Below are 18,213 nucleotides of genomic sequence, written 5' to 3'. Positions count from 1 at the left end.
CCTACGGTGGGGTTCCGCGACCCGAGGAGCCCCATGACGACCGTCGGTGAAGCCGGCTGGCAGGTGCTGACCGCCCACGGCATCGACACCGTGTTCGGCAACCCCGGCTCCAATGAGCTGCCCTTCCTGGCGGCGATGCCCGACGGGGTGCGCTACGTGCTGGGTCTGCACGAGGGCGCGGTGCTGGGCATGGCCGACGGCTACGCCCTGGCCTCCGGCGGCCCGGCCCTGGTCAACCTGCACGCGGCGTCCGGGTCGGGCAACGCGATGGGCGCGCTCACCAACGCCGTCTACTCCCACTCCCCGCTCGTGCTCACCGCGGGCCAACAGGTGCGGTCCACCGTCGGCCAGGAGGTCATGCTGACCAATGTGGACGCGGCCGCCCTGCCGCGTCCGCTGGTCAAGTACTCCGCCGAGCCCGCGTCGGCCCAGGACGTCCCGCGGGCGCTGTCCCAGGCGGTGCACACCGCGCTGCTGGCGCCACGGGGCCCGGTCTACCTCTCGATCCCCTACGACGACTGGTCCCGCGAGGCCGGCCCGGACGCCGCGCACCTGCCGTCGCGACGCACGACCACCGCCGCCCAGCTGGGTGAACGGGCGGTCGCCGAGCTGGCCGGGGCACTGGCCGGGGCGGCGAACCCGGTCCTGGTGCTGGGTCCGCAGGTCGACGCGGACCGGGCGAACGGCCACGCCGTCGCCCTGGCCGAGCGGCTCGCCTGCCCGGTGTGGATCGCGCCGTCGGCGTCGCGGTGTCCGTTCCCGACCCGGCACCCGGCGTTCCGCGGGATCCTCCCGGCGTCGGTGCGCGACGTGTCCGACCGGCTGGCCGGGCACGACGTCGTGCTCGTCGCGGGTGCGCCGGTGTTCCGCTACCACCAGTGGGTCCCCGGTGACCTGCTGCCGGCGGGCTCCCGGCTGCTGCACCTGACCGCTGATCCGGCCGAGGCCGCGCGGGCCCCGATGGGCGAGGCCTGGGTCGGCCCGGTCGGTCCGGCGCTGGCCGCGCTCGCCGGGCGGGTGCCCGCCTCGGGGCGGGCGCCGCTGCCGCCCCGGCCCGCACCGCCCGCCCCGCAGGGCGCCGCGGACCACGTCCCGCCGCAGCAGCTGTTCGCGCTGGTCCGCGACGCGGCGCCGGCCGGGACCGTGCACGTGTGCGAGTCCACCTCGACGATCGACGACTTCGTCACCCAGGCCGACCTGACCGAGCCGGGCAGCTACCTGTTCCCCGCGTCCGGCGGTCTCGGGTTCGGGCTGCCCGCCGCCGTCGGCGCGCAGCTGGCGCACGGCGACGCGCGCCGGGTGGTCGCACTCGTCGGCGACGGGTCCGCCAACTACGGCATCACCGCGCTCTGGACGGCGGCGCAGTACCGGGTGCCGGTGGTCGTCGTGATCCTGCGCAACGGGACCTACGGTGCGTTGCGCGGCTTCGCCGAGCTGCTGGGCACCGGGGAGACACCGGGCCTGGACGTCCCCGGATCGACTTCGTGCGGATCTCCGAGGGCTACGGCGTGCCCGCGGTGTCGGTGCGGGACGCCGCCTCCGCCGCGGCGGCGCTGAAGGAGGCCTTCGCCGACGACGGCCCCCGGCTCATCGAGGTCGTGACGGCGCCGGGCGTGGCGTAGGCCGGCGCCGTCCCTCACACCGCGGCGAGCGCGGCGTAGCGGCCCGCGTCGGCGAGCAGCTCGTCATGGCTGCCGGACTCGACGATCCGGCCGTGGTCGACGACGGCGATCCGGTCGGCGTCGCGCACGGTCGTGAGCCGGTGCGCGATGGTGATCGTCGTGCGGCCGTGGGCCAGCGCGTCGAACGCGGCCTGCACCGCCCGCTCGGTACGGGTGTCCAGCGCACTGGTGGCCTCGTCGAGGACCAGCACCTTCGGGTCGCGCAGCAGCGTGCGGGCGATCGCGATCCGCTGCTTCTCCCCGCCGGAGAACCGGTGCCCGCGTGAGCCGACGACGGTGTCGTAGCCCTCGGGCAGCGAGACGATCAGGTCGTGGACCTGCGCGGCGCGGGCGGCGGCCTCGATCTCGGCGTCGGTGGCGTCCGGGCGGGCGTGGCGCAGGTTCTCCCGCACGGTGGCGTGCAACAGGTAGGTGTCCTGCCCGACGACGCCGACGATCCGGGTCAGGTCGGCCGCGGCCATGTCGCGCAGGTCGATCCCGTCGATGGTCACCCGGCCCGCGGTCGGGTCGTGCAGCCGGGACACGAGCCCGGCCAGGGTGGTCTTGCCCGACCCGGTCTCCCCGACCAGGGCCAGCGTGGTGCCGGCGGGGACGTCGAGGTCGATGCCGGCGACGGCGGCGGCGTCGCTGCCCGGGTAGACGAAGGTGACGCCCTCGATCCGCACGTGCCCGCGGACGCGGTCGTGGTCGACGGCGACGGGGTGCTCGGGCTCGGGCACGTCGGTGGTCAGGTCGAGGTAGGAGAAGATCCGCTCGAACAGCGCCAGCGAGGCGACGATCTGCACGCCGACGCTCAGCATGCCCATGACCGGGCGGAACAGCCCGCCCTGCAGCGCGGTGAACGCCACCAGGGTGCCGATGCTCATCGTCCCGGCGGCGAACGGCAGCCCGGCGGCGAGGTAGATGGCGGCCGGGACGGCGGCGAACACGACCTGGGTGACGGCCATCGTCCAGCGTCCGGCGAGCTGGGAGCGCAGCTCCAGCCCGATCAGCCGGGACGAGGACTCGGCGAACCGGCGGCTCAGCTCCGGGCCACTGCCCAGGGTCTTGGACAGGGCGATCCCGTCGACGGACAGGTTCTCCTCGACCGCGACGCTCAGGTCGGCGAGCTCGCGCTGCTGGGCCGCGGTGATCGCGCGGCGGGTGCGGGCGACCCGCCGGGTCAGCAGGATCGCCGGGGGCAGCACGACCAGGGACACCAGGGTGAGCTGCCAGGACAACGCGGTCATCGCGACCAGGGTGGCGACGGTGGTGGTCAGGTTCGACGCGACCGAGGTGGCGGTGCTGGTGACCACCGACTGCATGCCGCCGATGTCGTTGGTGATCCGCGACTGCACCTCCCCGGTGCGGGTGCGGGTGAAGAACGCCAGGCTCTGGCGCTGCAGGTGGGCGAAGACGCCGGTGCGCAGGCCGTGCATGACCTCCTGCCCGATGCGGGTGGAGATCCAGGTCTGGGCGACGCCGAGGGCGGCGGTGACCGCGGCGACCGCGACCATGCCCGCGGCCAGCCAGGCGAGCAGGGTGACGTCGCGCTCGGGCAGGGCGACGTCGATGACCTCGCGGAGCAGGAACGGCGAGGCCATTCCCACGATCGAGGACGCCACGATCGTCACGACGACGACCGTGAGCGGGCCCCGGTGCGGGGCGAACAGTGCGCCGATGCGGCGCAGCGAGACCGCGCGCGCCTGCTCCCGTTCCTCGGGGGTGGCGGTGCGGGTGTCCGGCCGTCCGGGCCGGTTCGGGGGTCGGGTGTCCAAGGGGTTTCCTCCGGGCCAATTACTGTGGTTGCCTCACTATGAGGCAGCAACAGCGTCCTGCGCTAGTCTGTTCCCGTGCCGGACCGGGAACCACCCAGCCAGTCGCGCGGCGACCTCGTCGACGCGTTCTGGTCGGTGGCGCGCTCGCTGCGCCACGCCTCGGCCGAGCGGCTGGCGGCCTGGGGTCTGACGCCGTCGCAGGCGCGGGCGCTGGGCACGCTGGTCCGGCACGGCGAGATGCGCCCGGGCACGCTGGCCGGGCACCTGCGGATCACGCCGCGGTCGGCGACCGAGGTCGTCGACGCGCTGGCCGGACTCGGGCTCGTCGAACGGGCGACCGACCCGGCGGACCGGCGGGCGGTGCTGGTGCGGGTCACGGACGCGGGCGCGGCGACCGCGCGCGACGTGCGGGCCGCACGGGCCGACGGGGCCGAGGCGTTGTTCGCGCGGCTGTCCGACGACGACCGCGCCGAGCTGGCCCGCATCCTCGCCGTCCTGCGCGACGGCGCCGACGAGCACCGCCGCTGCTGAGCCCGGCCGCCCACGACCGGAGCAGCCTCCGTCGGGGCCGGGCCCTGCCGGGGCCGGGCCGGGGCGGGCGGGGGAACGGTCGCGGCGGACCGAGCGGGCCCGGGGCCACCGCGGGCGGGGCGTCCGCGGCTCAGCGTCCGACGGGATCCGTCCGGTCGTCGCCGGTGGAGGTGCCGCCACGGCGGACCCGCACGGCCCGTACGAGCGCCCGCACCGTCGTCCCGGCCGCCAGGACCACGGCCCCGGCCAGCACCGACACCGGCGGCAGCAGCGTCGCGAGCACCACGCAGCCGAGCAGCCCGAACCCCGACAGGGCGCGGCGCCACGGCCGGTCGCGGTGCAGGGTGAGCGCTGCGGCGTTGGCGACGGCGTAGTACAGCAGCACCGCGAACCCGGACAGGCCGATCGCGGTGACCGGAGCGGCCGTGACCACCAGCAGCAGCACGACCGCGCCGACGGCGAGCTCGGCGCGGTGCGGCACCGCAAACCGCGGGTGGACCGCGGCGAGTGCGCCCGGCAGCTCCCGGTCCCGGGCCATGGCCAGCACGGTGCGCCCCACCCCGGCGACCAGCGCGAGCAGCACCCCGGCCGACGCGACGGCGCCCCCGATGCGCACCAGGGGTGCCGTCCCGTCCCCGGCCGCGGTGGCCAGCGGGGCCGCGGACGCCGCGAGCGCGTCGGGCCCGGCGGCCCGCAGCGCGGCGACGGCGACCACCGCATAGACCACCAGCACCAGGCCGAGCGCGAGCGGGATCGCCCGTGGGATGGTGCGTGCGGGGTCGCGGACCTCCTCGCCGAGCGTCGCGATCCGGGCGTACCCGGCGAAGGCGAAGAACAGCAGCCCGGCGGCCTGCAGCACCGCGAGCGGACCGGCGTCGGCCCAGCCCTGCAGCGGCGCGGCGACGGCGGGGCGGGAGAACGCGGCGACGACCACCGCCGTCAGCGCCGCGAGGGTGCACCCGACCAGGACCCGGGTGGCGAGCGCGGTGCGGGTGACGCCACGCAGGTTCACCGCGACCATCGCGACCACCGCCGCCGCCGCGACCGCGCGGGCGTTGTCCGGCCAGGCGTAGGAGCCCAGGGTGAGGGCCATCGCGGCGCACGACGCGGTCTTGCCGGTGACGAACGCCCACCCGGCGAGGAACCCCCACGTCTCCCCCAGCCGGCGGCGGCCGTAGACGTAGGCCCCACCGGACTCGGGGTGGCGGGCGGCGAGCCACGCCGAGGACATCGCGTTGGCGACCGCGACCGCGCCGGCCACGGCGAGCGCGGGCAGCAGGGCGGTCCCGGCGACGGCCGCGGCGGGCCCGAAGACCGCGAACACCCCGGCGCCCAGCATGGACCCGATCCCGAGGACGACGGCGTCGCCGGTGCCGATCCGGCGTTGGGGCGTCGTGTGCACGTGCTCACCCTTCCCGGCGTGCGGACGGCCGGTCGAGGGGGTACCCACCACGGCATGGGACCGACCCCGCACGACCGACCGCTGACGTTCACCATCGGGCACGAGGAGCTCGTCGTCCGGAAGCGCTACGAGGTGCTCAGCATCGTCAACGACATCCTGGTGGCGCTGTGGTTCGTGATCGGCAGCGTGCTGTTCTTCTCCGAGGCCACCAGCTACGCGGGGACCTGGCTGTTCCTCCTCGGCTCGATCGAGCTGATGATCCGACCGGTGATCCGGCTCGCCCGCCGGGTGCACCTGCAGCGGATCACCGGGGCACCGCCGGAGGCGAGCCACGACTTCTGACCCGGACGACGTCGCCCGCCACCGTTCACCGCACGCACCGTCCTTCCCACGGCGGGGTCCGGCGGCGCGGTTCGCGGGCACCGGGCGGGGGTAGGCCGCTGGGGCACCGCACGAACGACCCGGAGGCACCCCGATGTCCGACAGCACGCTCAGCAAGGATCCGACCGCGGACCCGGCGGAGCACGATGCGTACTTCCCGTCGCCGTACTCGCTGGACGCCTACACCGCGCCGAGGACGGACTTCGACGGTCTCGCCACCGAGCGGCGCGCCTGGTCCGGCGGCCGCTGGAAGGTACTCGTCCTGGCCACCGACGAGCGCTACCTGCGCATGGGCAACGGCACCTTCTTCTCCACCGGCAACCACCCGGTGGAGACCCTGCTCCCCCTGCACCACGTGCTGGAGGCCGGGTTCGGCGTCGAGATCGCGACGCTCACCGGCAACCCGGCGAAGTTCGAGTGGTGGGCCTACCCCGGCGAGGACGAGGCGGTCGCCAGCGCCCGCGAGAAGCTGCTCGCGCAGTGGCGGGCCCCGAAGTCGCTGGCCGAGGTCGTCGACCGCGAGCTGGGCGAGGACTCGGACTACCTGGCGGTGTTCGTCCCGGGAGGGCACGGTGCGCTGTCCGGGCTGCCGTTCTCCACCGACGTCCGCGACACCCTGGAGTGGGCCATGCGCACCGACCGGCTCGTGGTGTCGCTGTGCCACGGGCCCGCGGCGTTCCTCTCCACCCGCATCGGCCGCGGCCGGTCGGTCTTCGAGGGCTACGAGATGTGCGTGTTCCCCGACGCACTGGACGCCGGCGCCAACATCGACATCGGCTACCTGCCCGGCGAGATGCCGTGGCTGCTCGGCAAGGCACTCCAGGACGAGGGCGTCCGCGTGGTCAACGACGACATGACCGGCCGCTGCACCACCGACCGCAACGTCATCACCGGTGACAGCCCCCTGGCCGCGAACGAGCTGGGCAGGCGCACCGCGACCGCGCTGCTGGAGCACGCCCGCCGCCGCGGCTGACCACGCAGCTCACGGCGCCGTGCCACCGGTCGCCAGCCGCCACACCCGGTCGCGGCTGAACGGCTGGTGGTACGGCCGCACCCCCAGCGCCCGGCGGATCGCGTTCGCGACCGCGGGCGCCACCGGGTTGTAGGGCGCCTCGCTCATCGACTTCGCGCCGTAGGTGCCCAGCGCGTCGTGGGTCCGGGCGTAGCGCACCTCGGTGACCGGGACGTCGGCCATCTGCGGCACCCGGTACGTGCGGAACACCGGGTTGAGGATCTCCCCGGACTCCCCGACGTACACCTCCTCGTAGAGCGCGCTGCCCAGCCCCATCGCGGCACCGCCCTCCACCTGCCCGCGCAGCTGCTCGGGGTTCAGGACGGTGCCGGCGTCGACGGCCTGCACCGAGCGCAGCACCCGGACCTCGCCGGTGGCGGTGTCCACCGCGACCCGCACGCCGTGGCAGTTCGCGGTGATCGCCCGCGCGGTGCCGGGCTCCTCCCCCGTCGCGGGCAGTCCCCCCGGCGACGACGCGGCGGCCAGCACCTCGTCGAGGGACCACTCGCCGTCGGGGGTCGTGACGCCGTCGGCGTGCAGCTCTCCGCCGCCGGTCACCGCGAGGATGCGGGCCCGCAGCGCGGTGGCCGCGGCGTGCAGGGCCTTGCCCGCGACGGTGGTGCCCGCCGAGGCGAACGCCCCGGTGTCGTAGCCGCAGGCGTCGGTGTCGCCGTGGTGGGCGTCGACCCGGTCCGCGGTCGTCCCCAGCACGGTCGCGACGACCTGGCGATGGGTGGTCGTGGTGCCGTTGCCGAACTCGACGGTGCCGGCACCGAGCCGGTAGCGCCCGCCGGGCAGCAGGGTCACCGTGGTGGTGGCGGCGTGCCCGAACGGGGCCATCGTCGTCATCATGCCCAGGGCGGTGCCCTCGCCGACGCGCCACGTCGGGCCCTCCGGCACGGGGTCGCCGCTGCCGTCGGCCAGTGCGTCCTGCACGAGGTCGAGGCACTGGTCCATGCCGTAGCTGGTCCAGTGCAGGTCGTGCTCGGGATCGCCGTGGTGGGCGACGTGCAGCGGGTCCCCGGCGCGGACCATGTTGCGCCGCCGCAGGTCGAACGGGTCGAGGCCGGTGACGATCGCCAGCTCGTCCATCGCGGACTCGACGGCGAACATCACCTGGCCCAGGCCGTAGCCGCGGAACGCGCCGCTGGGGACGTTGTTCGTGTAGACGACCTCGGCGTCGAGGTGCTTCACGGGGCAGTTGTAGACGCTGACCGACTCGGCGACGCCATGGAACAGCACCCCGCGGGAGTGGTTGCCGTAGGCGCCGGTGTCGGACAGGACGTCGAGCTTCATCGCGGTGAGCCGGCCGTCGTCGTCGGCGCCGAGGGTGACCGCGACCCGCATCGGGTGGCGCAGTGCGGTGCGGGTGAACTCCTCGGTCCGGGTGAACTCGTGGACGACGGTGCGCCCGGTCCGCAGCACCGCGAGCCCGACGAGGTCCTCGGCGAACATCTCCTGCTTGCCGCCGAACCCGCCGCCGACCCGCGCGGTGTGCACCCGGACCCGGTCGGGGTCGAGGTCGAGCACGCGGGCGAGCTCGGCGCGGGTGAGGAACGGGACCTGGGTCCCCGCGCGGACGACGAGCCGCCCGTCGCCGTCGAGGGAGCCGATGGCCCCGTGGCACTCGAGCTGGGCGTGGGAGACGCGGCTGGTGCGCCAGGTGCCGGTGACGGTGTGCGCGGACCCGGCGAGCGCGGCGTCGACGTCACCGCCGTGTCCGCCGTGCAGGGCCAGCACGACGTTGCGGGACGCCTCGTCGACGCGGTCGGCCGGGGTCCGGTCCGGGTGCACCAGCGGCGCGCCGGGCAGGCGGGCCGCCTCCGGGTCCAGCACGGCGGGCAGCACCTCGTAGTCGACGGCGATCAGGGCGCAGGCGGCCTCCGCCTGCGCCGGGGTCTCGGCGACGACGGCCGCGACCCGCTGCCCGACGTGCCGGACGACGTCGTCGAGCATCCGGGTGTCGTCGGGGTCGTCGGTGCGGTGCTCGTGCCGGGCGGTGGAGTACCGCAGGTCCGGCACGTCGTGGTGGGTCAGCACCAGCGCGACGCCCGGCGCGGCCCGTGCGGCGGTGGCGTCGATCGACCGGATCCGGGCGTGGGCGTGCGGGGAGCCGAGGATCCGCAGGTGCAGGGCACCGGTGAGGTCGACGTCGAAGGTGAACGGCTCGGCACCGGTGACGATGCGCTCGGCCGCCGGGGGCCGGGCCGAGCAGCCGACCGTGCCCTCCGCGGCGCGGGGACCGTCGACGGCGCACCCACGACGGACGCCGGTCTCGATCGCCTCCCGGATGCTGCGGTAGCCGGTGCAGCGGCACAGGTTGCCCTTCATCCGCCGCGGCAGGTCGTCGAGGTCCTCGGCGGTCAGGGCGGACGCGGTGACGATCTGCCCGGCCGTGCAGAACCCGCACTGGTAGCCGAACTTCTCCACGAACGCCTGCTGCACCGGGTGCAGCTCCCCGTCCGGCCCGGCCAGCCCGGCGACGGTGGTGACCCGCGCGCCGTCGAGACGCTGGGCGGGGATCAGGCAGGAGTGCACGGGCCGGTCGTCGAGCAGGACGGTGCAGGCACCGCAGTCCCCGGCGTCGCAGCCCTTGCGCACCTCCAGGTGCCCGTGCTCGCGCAGGAACGTGCGGGTGCACTGCCCGGGGCGGGCTCGGCCTCCAGCTCGGTGTCGTTGATGTGCAGCTTCACGACAGCTCCTCCCGGATCTGCTCCAGCAGCACCGCACTGACCCCGTGGCGCCAGTCCGCGGAACCGAGCGGGTCGGTGTACCAGCCGTCGACGGCGTCGACGTCGGCGCGCAGCCGGTCCGCGTCGGGCACACCGGCCGGGTAGCGCAGGACGGTGGGTGCCTCGGTCGCGGCGGTGATCACGAACGTGGCCGCGCCGCCGTCGGCGCGCGGTGTCGACCCGCCCGGTGAGCACGGCGCCGGAGCGGCCGAGCTCGGCGAGTGCGATCTTGCGGAAGGCGGTGCGGGCGCGCAGTGCGGCACCGGGCAGCTCGACCGCGCGCAGGACCTCGCCGGGGCGCAGCGCGGTGGTGCCGTTCCCGGTGACGAGCGTCGCGACCGGGACCCGGTGCTCGTCGCCGTCGGGGGTCCAGACGACGGCGACGCCGTCGAGCGGCGCGGCGAGCGCGACCATCCCGGCGGCGGCGTAGGCACGGCACACGTTCCCGCCGACGGTCGCGGTGTGCCAGATCTTCCACGACGCCAGCAGGGCGTGCGCGCACTGGGCGAACAGCGGGGCCCGGTGCGCTCCCCGTACCCGGCGAGGTCGGCGATCGGGCAGGTCGCCGCCACCGACAGGCCGCCGTCGGGCAGCGGCTCCAGGGGCTCCCAGCCCATCGTGGTCAGGTCGACCAGGCCGGTGACGCCGGGCTGCGGCTCGGAGAACAGCCAGGTCCCGCCGGCGAGGATCCGTTCCCCCGGCGCCAGCGCCAGGTCGGCGCGCTCGCGGGCGCGCCGGAACCCGGTGACGGTGTGCAGATCCATCCGCTCACCCGGCCCGCGAGACGAGGTCGCGGTGCACCGCGGCGCACTCGGCGGCGACGGCGTCGGTGTCGACGGTGAGGACCGTGTCCTTCTCCACGACCGGGCGGCCGTGCACCAGCAGCAGCTCCAGCGGCGGCGGGGTGCCCAGGACGAGGGCGGCGACCGGGTCGGCGACGTCGCGGTGCCGGAACCCGTCGAGGCGCCACAGCGCGAGGTCGGCGAGCTTCCCGGTCTCGATCGACCCGATCTCGTCCTCGCGACCGAGCACCCGGGCGCCGCCGAGCGTGCCGAGCTCCAGGGCCTCGCGCACCGACAGGGCGCGGGGGCCGCCCGCGGCGCGGGCGAACAGGACGGCGTGCTTGACGTCCTCCAGCAGGTGGGTGCCCTCGTTGGAGGCGGCGCCGTCCACGCCGATCCCGACCCGGGCGCCGGCGTCGACGAGATCGCGGACCCGCGCGATGCCGGCGCCGAGACGGCCGTTGGAGGTGGGGCAGTGCGCGACGCCGGTGCCGGTGGCGCCGATGGACTTCACCGCCTCGTCGTCGAGGTGCACGGTGTGGGCGAACCACACGTCGGGCCCGGTCCAGCCCAGGTCGGCGACGTACTCGGTGGGGGTGGCACCGAAGCGCTCCCGGCAGTACGCCTCCTCGTCGTCGGTCTCGGCGAGGTGGGTGTGCAGCCGCACGCCGAGCTCGCGGGCCAGCGTCGCGGACTCCCGCATCAGCTCCGGTGTCACCGAGAACGGCGAGCAGGGGGCCAGCGCGATCCGCAGCATCGACCCCGGTGACGGGTCGTGCCAGCGGGCGACGGCGTCGGCGGAGGCGGCGAGGATCTCGTCGCGGTCGGAGACGACGTGGTCCGGCGGCAGCCCGCCCGCGCTGCGCCCCAGGTCCATCGACCCGCGGGTCGGGTGGAACCGCAGCCCCACCTGCTGGGCGGCCCGGATCTCGGCGCCGAGCACGTCGCCGCCCTCCCGGGGGAAGACGTAGTGGTGGTCGGTGGTGGTCGTGCATCCCGACAACGCGAGCGCCGACAGCGCCCCGGTGGCGCCGGTGTGCACGGCGTGCTCGTCGATGCCGGCCCACACCGGGTAGAGCGTGGTCAGCCACTCGAACAGCGTGTGGTCGACGGCGAGTCCACGGGTCACCCACTGGTAGAGGTGGTGGTGGGTGTTGACCAGCCCCGGAGTGAGCAGGCAGCCGCGGGCGTCCACCCTGCGGTCGTAGGACCCCGCCGGGGCAGGGCCGGGCCCGACGGCGGCGATCCGTTCCCCCTCGACGACGACGTGCCCGCCGGGGATCTCCTCCCCGCTGACGGTGACGACGTGGGCACCCTCGATGGCGATCCGGTGGCGACCCGGCTGGCGGCCCGCCCGGCGTTCGGCTGCTGCATGGACCCCAGTGCACCGTGTGACGGTCACCAGGAGAAGGCACCACTGTGACGAATCGGGGTCCCAGCGGGTGCACCGAGTTGTAGGTTCCTCCCATGCTGCTCTCGGAGCTGGTCGCGCGACCGGAGCTGCGGCTGCGGGTCCTGCACGGCTCGGCGGCCGATCTGGACCGGTCCGTGCGCTGGGTGTACCCGACCGACCTGCCCGACCCGTCGCGTTACCTGGGCGGCGGCGAGCTGGTGGTGTCCGGGCTGGTGTGGCGACGGACACCCGCGGACTCGGAGCGGTTCGTCGCGGCCGTCGCCCGGTCCGGGGCGGCGGCGCTGGTGGCCGGCGAGGCCGTGTTCGGCGACATCCCGGCCGACGTCGTCGACGCCTGCCGCCGCCACGACCTCGTCCTCATCGCGGTCCCGGTGGACGTGTCGTTCGGCGCCGTGACCGAGGTGGTGATCGGGGCGCTGTCCGCGGCCCGCGGGGACCGGCTCGCCCACACCCTGGGCCGGCACCGGCGGCTGCTCGCCGCGTTCGCCGGCGGCGCGGAGCTGGCCGAGCTGGCCGGGTCGGTCTCGGCGGGCACCGGCCTGGTCTGCCGGGTGCTCACCGCCGCGGGCGGCCTCCTGGCCGGGCCGGCCCTGCCCGACGCCGAGCGCGACGACGTCGTCGCCGGGTTCCTCACCGCGGGCCGGCTGCCGGTGACCGTCCCGGCCGGGCGGGAGGATGCCGCGCACCTGGTGGTCCCGCGGCACCGGGAACGGCACGGGCCACCGGCTGGCTGGTCGCCGCGCAGCTGCCGCCGGGCACCGCACAGGCGGGCACCGAGGCCGTCGACGCCGTCGGGGAGCTGGCCGCCATCGCCGCGCTGGACCGGTCCCGGCGCCGCGAGGGCACGGCGGTGGCTCGCCCGATCGCCGACGACGCACTGGCCCGGATCGCCGCCGACACCGGCGACCGGCCGGAGACCCGGGTGCGGCTGCGCCAGGCCGGGGTGGAACCGGACGGGACCCTCGCCGTGGTCGTGCTGCGTGCCTCGGGCGTCGCGGACCCGGCCGACACCGCGCACACCGTGCTGCTCGACGCGCTGGTCGGCACCGGCCCGGCCGCGGTCGGGGTGCTGGGTGGCGACGCGGTCGCCGTCGTCGCGGTGCCCGGGCGTGCGGACACCCCGGACCCGGTCGAGGTGGTGCTGGGCGCGGTGCACCGGCTCGGCCCCGGTCTGGCGGGCGGACGGCTGTCGGCCGGGGTGTCGCGGCCGTCGACGGCGGAGGCGCTGTCGGGTGCGCTCGCCGAGGCCGGGCACGCCGCGGGACTGGCGGCGTCCCGGGTCGGCCCGGTGACCTCGGTGCGGGCCGGGGAGATCACCTCGCACGTGGCGCTGCTGGCCGGGGTCCCCGACGACGTCCGGCGCGGCTTCGCCGCCCAGGTCCTCGGCCCGGTGCTCGACCACGACGCGCGGTCGGGCACCGGGCTGGTGGAGACCCTGGAGGTGTTCCTCGACGAGTCCGGGTCCTGGAACCGGACCGCGGCCCGGCTGCACCTGCACGTCAACACCGTCCGGTACCGGATCGGCCGGGTGGCGGAGCTGACCGGGCGGGACCCGTCCTCGTTCACCGACCGCGTCGACCTCTACCTGGCGCTGCGCTCTCGGTGACGGCGGCCCGGCGGCGGGCGCCGGCGGCGCGGCGGCGCGCACCGGCTTGGCGCACGGCCGTGGCGCCCGGCTGCGTTCCGGCGCCGGCGGGGCGACGACGACCGGTGGCCTGCGGTCGAGCAGCCGGGTGAGCACGAGCTGCTGGACCAGGGTCGCGACGCTGCCGGTCATCCAGTAGAGCAGCAGCGCGACCGGCGCCGGGTAGAGCAGCCCACCGGCGAGGACACCGACCGGCGCGATCCAGGGCAGGGCCGCGAGGATCCGGGTTGTGCCCTGCGGCACGGCACCCGGTCGACCCGGGCGTAGCGCATGCTGAGGTGGGTGCAGACCGCGGCGAGCACGGCCAGCACCACCACGACGGCGGCGACCGCCGCCCCGTCGACGGGGGTCCCCCCGAACGCGGCGAGCTGCTCGGCGGGCATCCGCAGCCACGCCGACAGCGGCGCCCCGAACAGCCGGGCCTGCAGGAACGAGGCGACCTGGTCGGGCGGGAAGGCGTAGTTGGCGAGCGCGGCGTTCTGTTCGAAGGTCAGGCCGGGCCGGTTGAACGAGCGCAGCACGTGCAGCAGCGCGACGAACACCGGGATCTGCAGGAACACCACCCCGAGCCCGGCGACCGGCGACGAGCCGTGCGTGCGGTGCAGCGCGGCGGTCGCCTCGGCCAGTGCCCGGGCGTCGCCGCGGTGGCGTTCGCGGAGCCGGGCGACCTGCGGGGCCAGTGCGCGACCGATCCGGGCGGCGCGCATCCGGGTCCAGGCCGAGCGCACCAGCAGCGCCCGGACGGTGAGCACGAGGAACACCACGGACAGCGCCCAGGACAGCCCGGTGGCCGGTCCGAACAGGGCGCCGAACAGCTCGTGCCACAGGCGCATGACGAAGGAGACGGGGTAGTACAGGAAGTCGAGCACTTCTCACTCCAGGGACGTCCGAGGGGCGGGACGGGTCCCGGAGCAGGGACGACGACGGGCCGGTGCGCACACCGCACCGGCGCGCGGACCGCGCGCGTCAGGCGGCCGCGACGACGCCGGGAACCTGCTCCGGGTGGAGCGGTCCCGGAGCGCGCGGCCGGGACGCCCGCCGCGTCGGGATCGGTCTGGCGGACGATCCCGGCCCGGTGCGGACCCGGCGGGCCTCACGGACCGGGGTGGTCGCGGCAGTGGCGACGAGGTGGATCGCGCCGAGCTCGCGGTGCCCGGCCCACACGAGGACGGCGAGCGCGACCACGGCGCCGACGAGCCCGGTCTCGACCTCGGCGGGCAGCAGGACCGGCACGAGCAGGAGCAGCGACGCGACCAGCAGGGCCGCCCCCGCCCGCGCGCGCCGTCCGATCCCGAGGTCCACGCCGCCCACCGTACCGGCCCCGGGACACCCGCAGCGGCCGGCGCGGACCTCCCGCGCCGGCCGCCGGGCCCTGCGCCCGTCACCGGGTCAGCCGGACACCAGGTCGTCGAACCGGCGCCCGCGACCTTGGCGATCTCCACCAGGGCCGTCGCGTGCTCCTGCGCGGGGGCGGGTGCTCCAGCCTCCGCCGCGCGGTGGCGAGCAACGTGCGGGGTCCCCCGCGTCGCGCAGACAGACGATCAGCGGGAACCCGAAGCGCTCCCGGTAGGCCGACGCCACGGCGCAGAGCTCGGCGCGGTCGTCGTTGCCGAGCAGGGCCAGCCCGGCCCGGTCACGCAGCGCCGCCGCGGCGGTGCCACCGACGGGACCACCGACCGGGCCGACGCCGTCGGGGCGGCGGGGGGCCGGGGCGCCGGAGCCGCCCGCGCCGGCGAGCCCCCCGAGGTCGGGGTAGTGGCCCATCAGCGCCCGCTGCTCCTCGGGCGGCGCGGCGAACAGCTCGTCCTGCACCGCGGCGCGCAGCGCGGTGACGTCGGCGAAGGGGCCGCGGGCGTGCACCCGGGCGGGCACCGCGGTCGGGCCCTCGAACAGCCGCCCGAGCACCGCGGAGAACTCGCCGGCGTCGGCCGAGGCGAGCCGGTCGAAGGTCACCGTGTCCCCGCCGGGCGTCGCGGGTGCGATGTCGCGGCGGCGCCCGGTGTGGAAGAAGAGCAGGTTGAGCCCGATCGCGACCACGCTGCCCGCGGTGATCCCGGAGCCGAGCACGATGCCCGCCCACTCCGGCAGGGCCTGCGCCACGTCCGGCTGCACGGTCACGAACAGCGCGACCCCGAGACCGGACCCGACCACGACGACGTTGCGGTGGTCGCGGAAGTCGACCCGCGACAGCGTCTGGATCCCGACGACGGCGACGGTCGCGAACATCGCCAGCGCCGCACCGCCCAGCACCGGGTGCGGCACGGCCGCGACCAGCGCCCCGGCCTTCGGCACCAGCCCGATGAGGATCATGAAACCGCCCGCGGCGGCCACCACCCAGCGGCTGGAGACCCGGGTGAGACGGACGAGGCCGACGTTCTCGGCGAAGCAGGTGTAGGGGAAGGAGTTGAGGACACCGCCCAGGGTGGTGGCGGCGCCGTCGGCGCGCAGGGCGCGGGCGACGTCGTCCGGCCCGACCTTCTTGTCCACGATCTCGCCGGTGGCGATCACGTCACCGGTCGTCTCGACCGCGGTGATCATCATGACGACGATCATCGACAGGATCGCGGCGATCGAGAACTGCGGCCAGCCGAAGTGGAACGGCGTGGTGACCCCGACCCAGTCCGACTCCCCCACCGCGGACAGGTCGACCAGACCGAACGGCACCGCGGCGAGCGTGCCGAGCACGAGCCCGGCCAGCACGGCGACCGTCGCGAGGAACCCACGGAACAGCCGCTGGATCAGCACGATCACCGCCAGCGTCCCGAGGGCGAGCCCGAGGTAGAGCGGGTTGCCGGGGTCGGGGGCGTTCGAGCCGCCGACCGCGTCGGTCGCGGCGACCGGCAGCAGCGCCAGCCCGATCACGGTGATCACCGTGCCGGTGACGACCGGTGGGAAGAAGCGCAGCAGCCGCGCGAAGTAGGGCGCGGCGAAGAAGGTGACCAGCCCGGCGACGATCACCGCGCCGTAGATGGTGGTCAGCCCCTGCGTCCCGCCCCCCGCGGCGAGCCCGATCGCGATCATCGGGGAGACCGCGGTGAACGTGACGCCCTGCAGCAGCGGCAGCCGCACCCCGATCCGGCCGATCCCGACCGACTGCAGGATCGAGGCGATGCCGCAGGTGAACAGGTCGGCGTTGATCAGGTGGATGAGCTGGCGCTCGTCGAGCCCGATGGCGTTGGCGAGCAGGATCGGCACGACGACGGCGCCGGCGTAGAACGCCAACACGTGCTGCATGCCGTAGACGGCGAGCCGTCCGGCGGGCGGCACCCGGTCGACCGGGTGGACGGGACGGGCGGGATCGGCGGTGGCGCTGGTGGATCGGCGCAGGCGCATCGGTGACCTCGATGAGAGCCGGAGGGGGATGACGGGGCAGGGCGCGCAGAGGGGCCGGATTGCGACCTGCATCACCATGCGCCCGGGCCGGGACCCCCCGGCACCGCCGTCCCCGACGAACCCCGGGCCGCTCGCCGCTGGGCTTTCGTAGGTTCCGACAGTCGACCCGGACATCGGGACACCGGCGGGACACCGTTCGGAACCTCCCGGACATCCCGTCGAAACCCGGGACCGGACACAATGCGGGCATGCACCTCAGAGCGTGTTTGGAAATGGTGGGTGTGTCGGGATGGTCGACACGGCTGGGGTGCTCCATCGTGGTCGGCATGCAGGAACGACCGCGCCGGTACCCCTCGGACACCAGTGATGCCCAGTGGGTGGTGATCGAGCCGTTGTTACCGCCGCTCGCGCGGCGGGGGCGGCCTGTTGCTCATGCTCGTCGGGACGTGCTGGACGCGATCTTGTATGTCGTGCGGACCGGGTGTGCCTGGCGGGCGTTGCCGGTGGACTTCCCGCCCTGGCAGACCGTCTACTGGTACTTCAACCAGTGGGAACAGCAGAAGGTCACCGAGAAGATCCTCCCGGTCGTGCGGGGGCAGTTACGTATCGCCGAGGGCCGTGATCCGGAGCCGAGTGCGGGGATCATCGATTCCCAGTCGGTCAAGGGCGCCGACACCGTCGGCCAGGACTCCCGCGGCTACGACGCCGGGAAGAAGACAGGCGGACGGAAACGGTTCATCGTGACCGACACCCTCGGTCTGCTGCTGACCACGATGGTGTGCTCGGCCTCGGTACAGGACCGCGACGGCGCCAAGCCGATCCTGCTCAACCTCTACCTGCGCACCAGGGTGCGGTTCGTCTACGCCGACGCCGGCTTCGCCGGGCGACTGCTCGACTGGGCCGCCACGATCCTGCAGACAACGATCGAGATCATCCGCAAGCCACCCGAGCAGCGCGGATTCACCGTCCTCCCACGAAGGTGGGTGGTCGAACGGACCCTGGCCTGGCTCACCGCACACCGACGCCTGGCCCGAGACTACGAACGCCACCCCACCACATCCGAAGCCATGATCCGCTGGGCCGCGATCAACACCATCACCCGCCGCATCGCCCGTGGATACCCCGCCACCCGCCAGCAGAAACACACGACACCCTCAACCCACTAGAATTTCCAAACACGCTCTCAGTGTCGCGGGCGGCCCGGTACCGCCGCAGCCCCGGCCGGTCTGGTTCGAGGCGACCGACGACGGCACGGTGCAGCTGTTCACCGGACCGGAGTCGCTGCACATCCGGCGCAGGCGGAAGGACCCGCGGGCCTCGCTCGTCGTCGCCGCTCCGGTCGGGGAGCGGGAGCGTTGGATCGCGGTCGAGGGCGGCACGACCGTCGAGACCGACGGGGCGCACGCGCTGGCGCAGCGTCTGGCGCAGCGCTACTGGGACCTCGACGACCCCACGCGGGCCGCGGACCTCGCGGCGATCCTCGCCGAGGACCAGGTGCGGCTGGTGATCCACCCCGAGCGGGTACGGCGGCTGATGTTCTGA

General features: G+C 75.2%; 13 protein-coding genes and 3 pseudogenes. 8 read left to right on the top strand and 8 right to left on the bottom strand.

All coding sequences use genetic code 11. The annotated features are described in order from the left end of the window. The first annotated feature begins 33 nt into the window (after nt 1–33). Nucleotides 34–1,622 (top strand): annotated as a pseudogene (gene mdlC, locus KPL57_RS07755) (benzoylformate decarboxylase). Nucleotides 1,623–1,636: 14 nt separating this feature from the next. Here the strand turns inward: mdlC and KPL57_RS07750 are convergent. Next, nucleotides 1,637–3,439 carry an ABC transporter ATP-binding protein gene (locus KPL57_RS07750; RefSeq protein ID WP_226351045.1) on the bottom strand — a complete coding sequence of 601 codons (1,803 nt, stop codon included), beginning with the start codon at nt 3,437–3,439 and terminating at the stop codon, nt 1,637–1,639. Nucleotides 3,440–3,514: 75 nt separating this feature from the next. Here KPL57_RS07750 and KPL57_RS07745 point away from each other — a divergent pair, with 75 nt between their 5' ends. Beyond that, nucleotides 3,515–3,970: a MarR family transcriptional regulator gene (locus KPL57_RS07745; protein WP_308187954.1), complete on the top strand. Its 456-nt coding sequence runs from the start codon at nt 3,515–3,517 to the stop codon at nt 3,968–3,970. Nucleotides 3,971–4,100: 130 nt separating this feature from the next. Here the strand turns inward: KPL57_RS07745 and KPL57_RS07740 are convergent, their stop codons facing one another. Next, entirely contained in the window at nt 4,101–5,372 is a 1,272-nt protein-coding gene (locus KPL57_RS07740) for an APC family permease (RefSeq protein WP_308187982.1), read from the bottom strand. A 54-nt stretch (nt 5,373–5,426) separates the two neighbouring features. Between KPL57_RS07740 and KPL57_RS07735 the strand changes: the two genes are divergently transcribed. Both KPL57_RS07735 and hchA read left to right on the top strand, forming a co-directional pair. Next, nucleotides 5,427–5,714, top strand: coding sequence for a YrhK family protein (locus KPL57_RS07735; protein WP_075306564.1), 288 nt, complete (start codon nt 5,427–5,429; stop codon nt 5,712–5,714). Between the two features lie 133 nt (nt 5,715–5,847). Further along, nucleotides 5,848–6,726, top strand: coding sequence for a glyoxalase III HchA (gene hchA, locus KPL57_RS07730; RefSeq protein ID WP_226351043.1), 879 nt, complete (start codon nt 5,848–5,850; stop codon nt 6,724–6,726). A gap of 9 nt (nt 6,727–6,735) precedes the next feature. Here hchA and KPL57_RS07725 read toward each other — a convergent pair whose 3' ends face one another. The 3 genes from KPL57_RS07725 to KPL57_RS07715 form a co-directional block, all read right to left on the bottom strand. Further along, entirely contained in the window at nt 6,736–9,366 is a 2,631-nt protein-coding gene (locus KPL57_RS07725) for a molybdopterin-dependent oxidoreductase (protein ID WP_226351042.1), read from the bottom strand. After that, a complete protein-coding gene (locus KPL57_RS71865) occupies nt 9,288–9,938 on the bottom strand; it encodes a hypothetical protein (protein ID WP_374203681.1) in 651 nt (216 codons plus the stop codon). Before KPL57_RS71865 ends, KPL57_RS07725 begins: the two co-directional genes overlap by 79 nt. Before the next feature lie 327 nt (nt 9,939–10,265). After that, complete coding sequence (locus KPL57_RS07715) at nt 10,266–11,606, bottom strand: 8-oxoguanine deaminase (RefSeq protein ID WP_226351090.1); 1,341 nt, start codon at nt 11,604–11,606, stop codon at nt 10,266–10,268. 140 nt (nt 11,607–11,746) lie between these two features. On the opposite strand from KPL57_RS07715, the pseudogene KPL57_RS71860 reads away from it, so the two are divergent. Next, nucleotides 11,747–12,049 (top strand): annotated as a pseudogene (locus tag KPL57_RS71860) (PucR family transcriptional regulator ligand-binding domain-containing protein); the annotation flags it as partial. 494 nt (nt 12,050–12,543) lie between these two features. Further along, a complete protein-coding gene (locus KPL57_RS69435; protein ID WP_226351041.1) occupies nt 12,544–13,299 on the top strand; it encodes a CdaR family transcriptional regulator in 756 nt (251 codons plus the stop codon). Between the two features lie 167 nt (nt 13,300–13,466). Here the strand turns inward: KPL57_RS69435 and KPL57_RS07700 are convergent, their stop codons facing one another. From KPL57_RS07700 to KPL57_RS07690, 3 genes are all read right to left on the bottom strand, one after another. Beyond that, a complete protein-coding gene (locus tag KPL57_RS07700) occupies nt 13,467–14,207 on the bottom strand; it encodes a YidC/Oxa1 family membrane protein insertase (protein ID WP_226351040.1) in 741 nt (246 codons plus the stop codon). Between the two features lie 97 nt (nt 14,208–14,304). After that, entirely contained in the window at nt 14,305–14,640 is a 336-nt protein-coding gene (locus KPL57_RS07695; protein ID WP_226351039.1) for a hypothetical protein, read from the bottom strand. Between the two features lie 87 nt (nt 14,641–14,727). After that, entirely contained in the window at nt 14,728–16,671 is a 1,944-nt protein-coding gene (locus tag KPL57_RS07690) for a solute carrier family 23 protein (protein ID WP_226351038.1), read from the bottom strand. 272 nt (nt 16,672–16,943) lie between these two features. Here KPL57_RS07690 and KPL57_RS07685 point away from each other — a divergent pair. Both KPL57_RS07685 and KPL57_RS07680 read left to right on the top strand, forming a co-directional pair. Further along, nucleotides 16,944–17,853, top strand: a pseudogene (locus KPL57_RS07685) (IS5 family transposase); the annotation flags it as partial. Continuing rightward, a complete protein-coding gene (locus KPL57_RS07680) occupies nt 17,839–18,213 on the top strand; it encodes a pyridoxamine 5'-phosphate oxidase family protein (RefSeq protein WP_226351089.1) in 375 nt (124 codons plus the stop codon). The pseudogene KPL57_RS07685 and the gene KPL57_RS07680, both read left to right, overlap by 15 nt.

Source organism: Pseudonocardia sp. ICBG601, from assembly GCF_020496245.1.
Note: the sequence above shows the minus strand (reverse complement) of the source record. Positions and strands in the feature narration are given on the sequence as shown.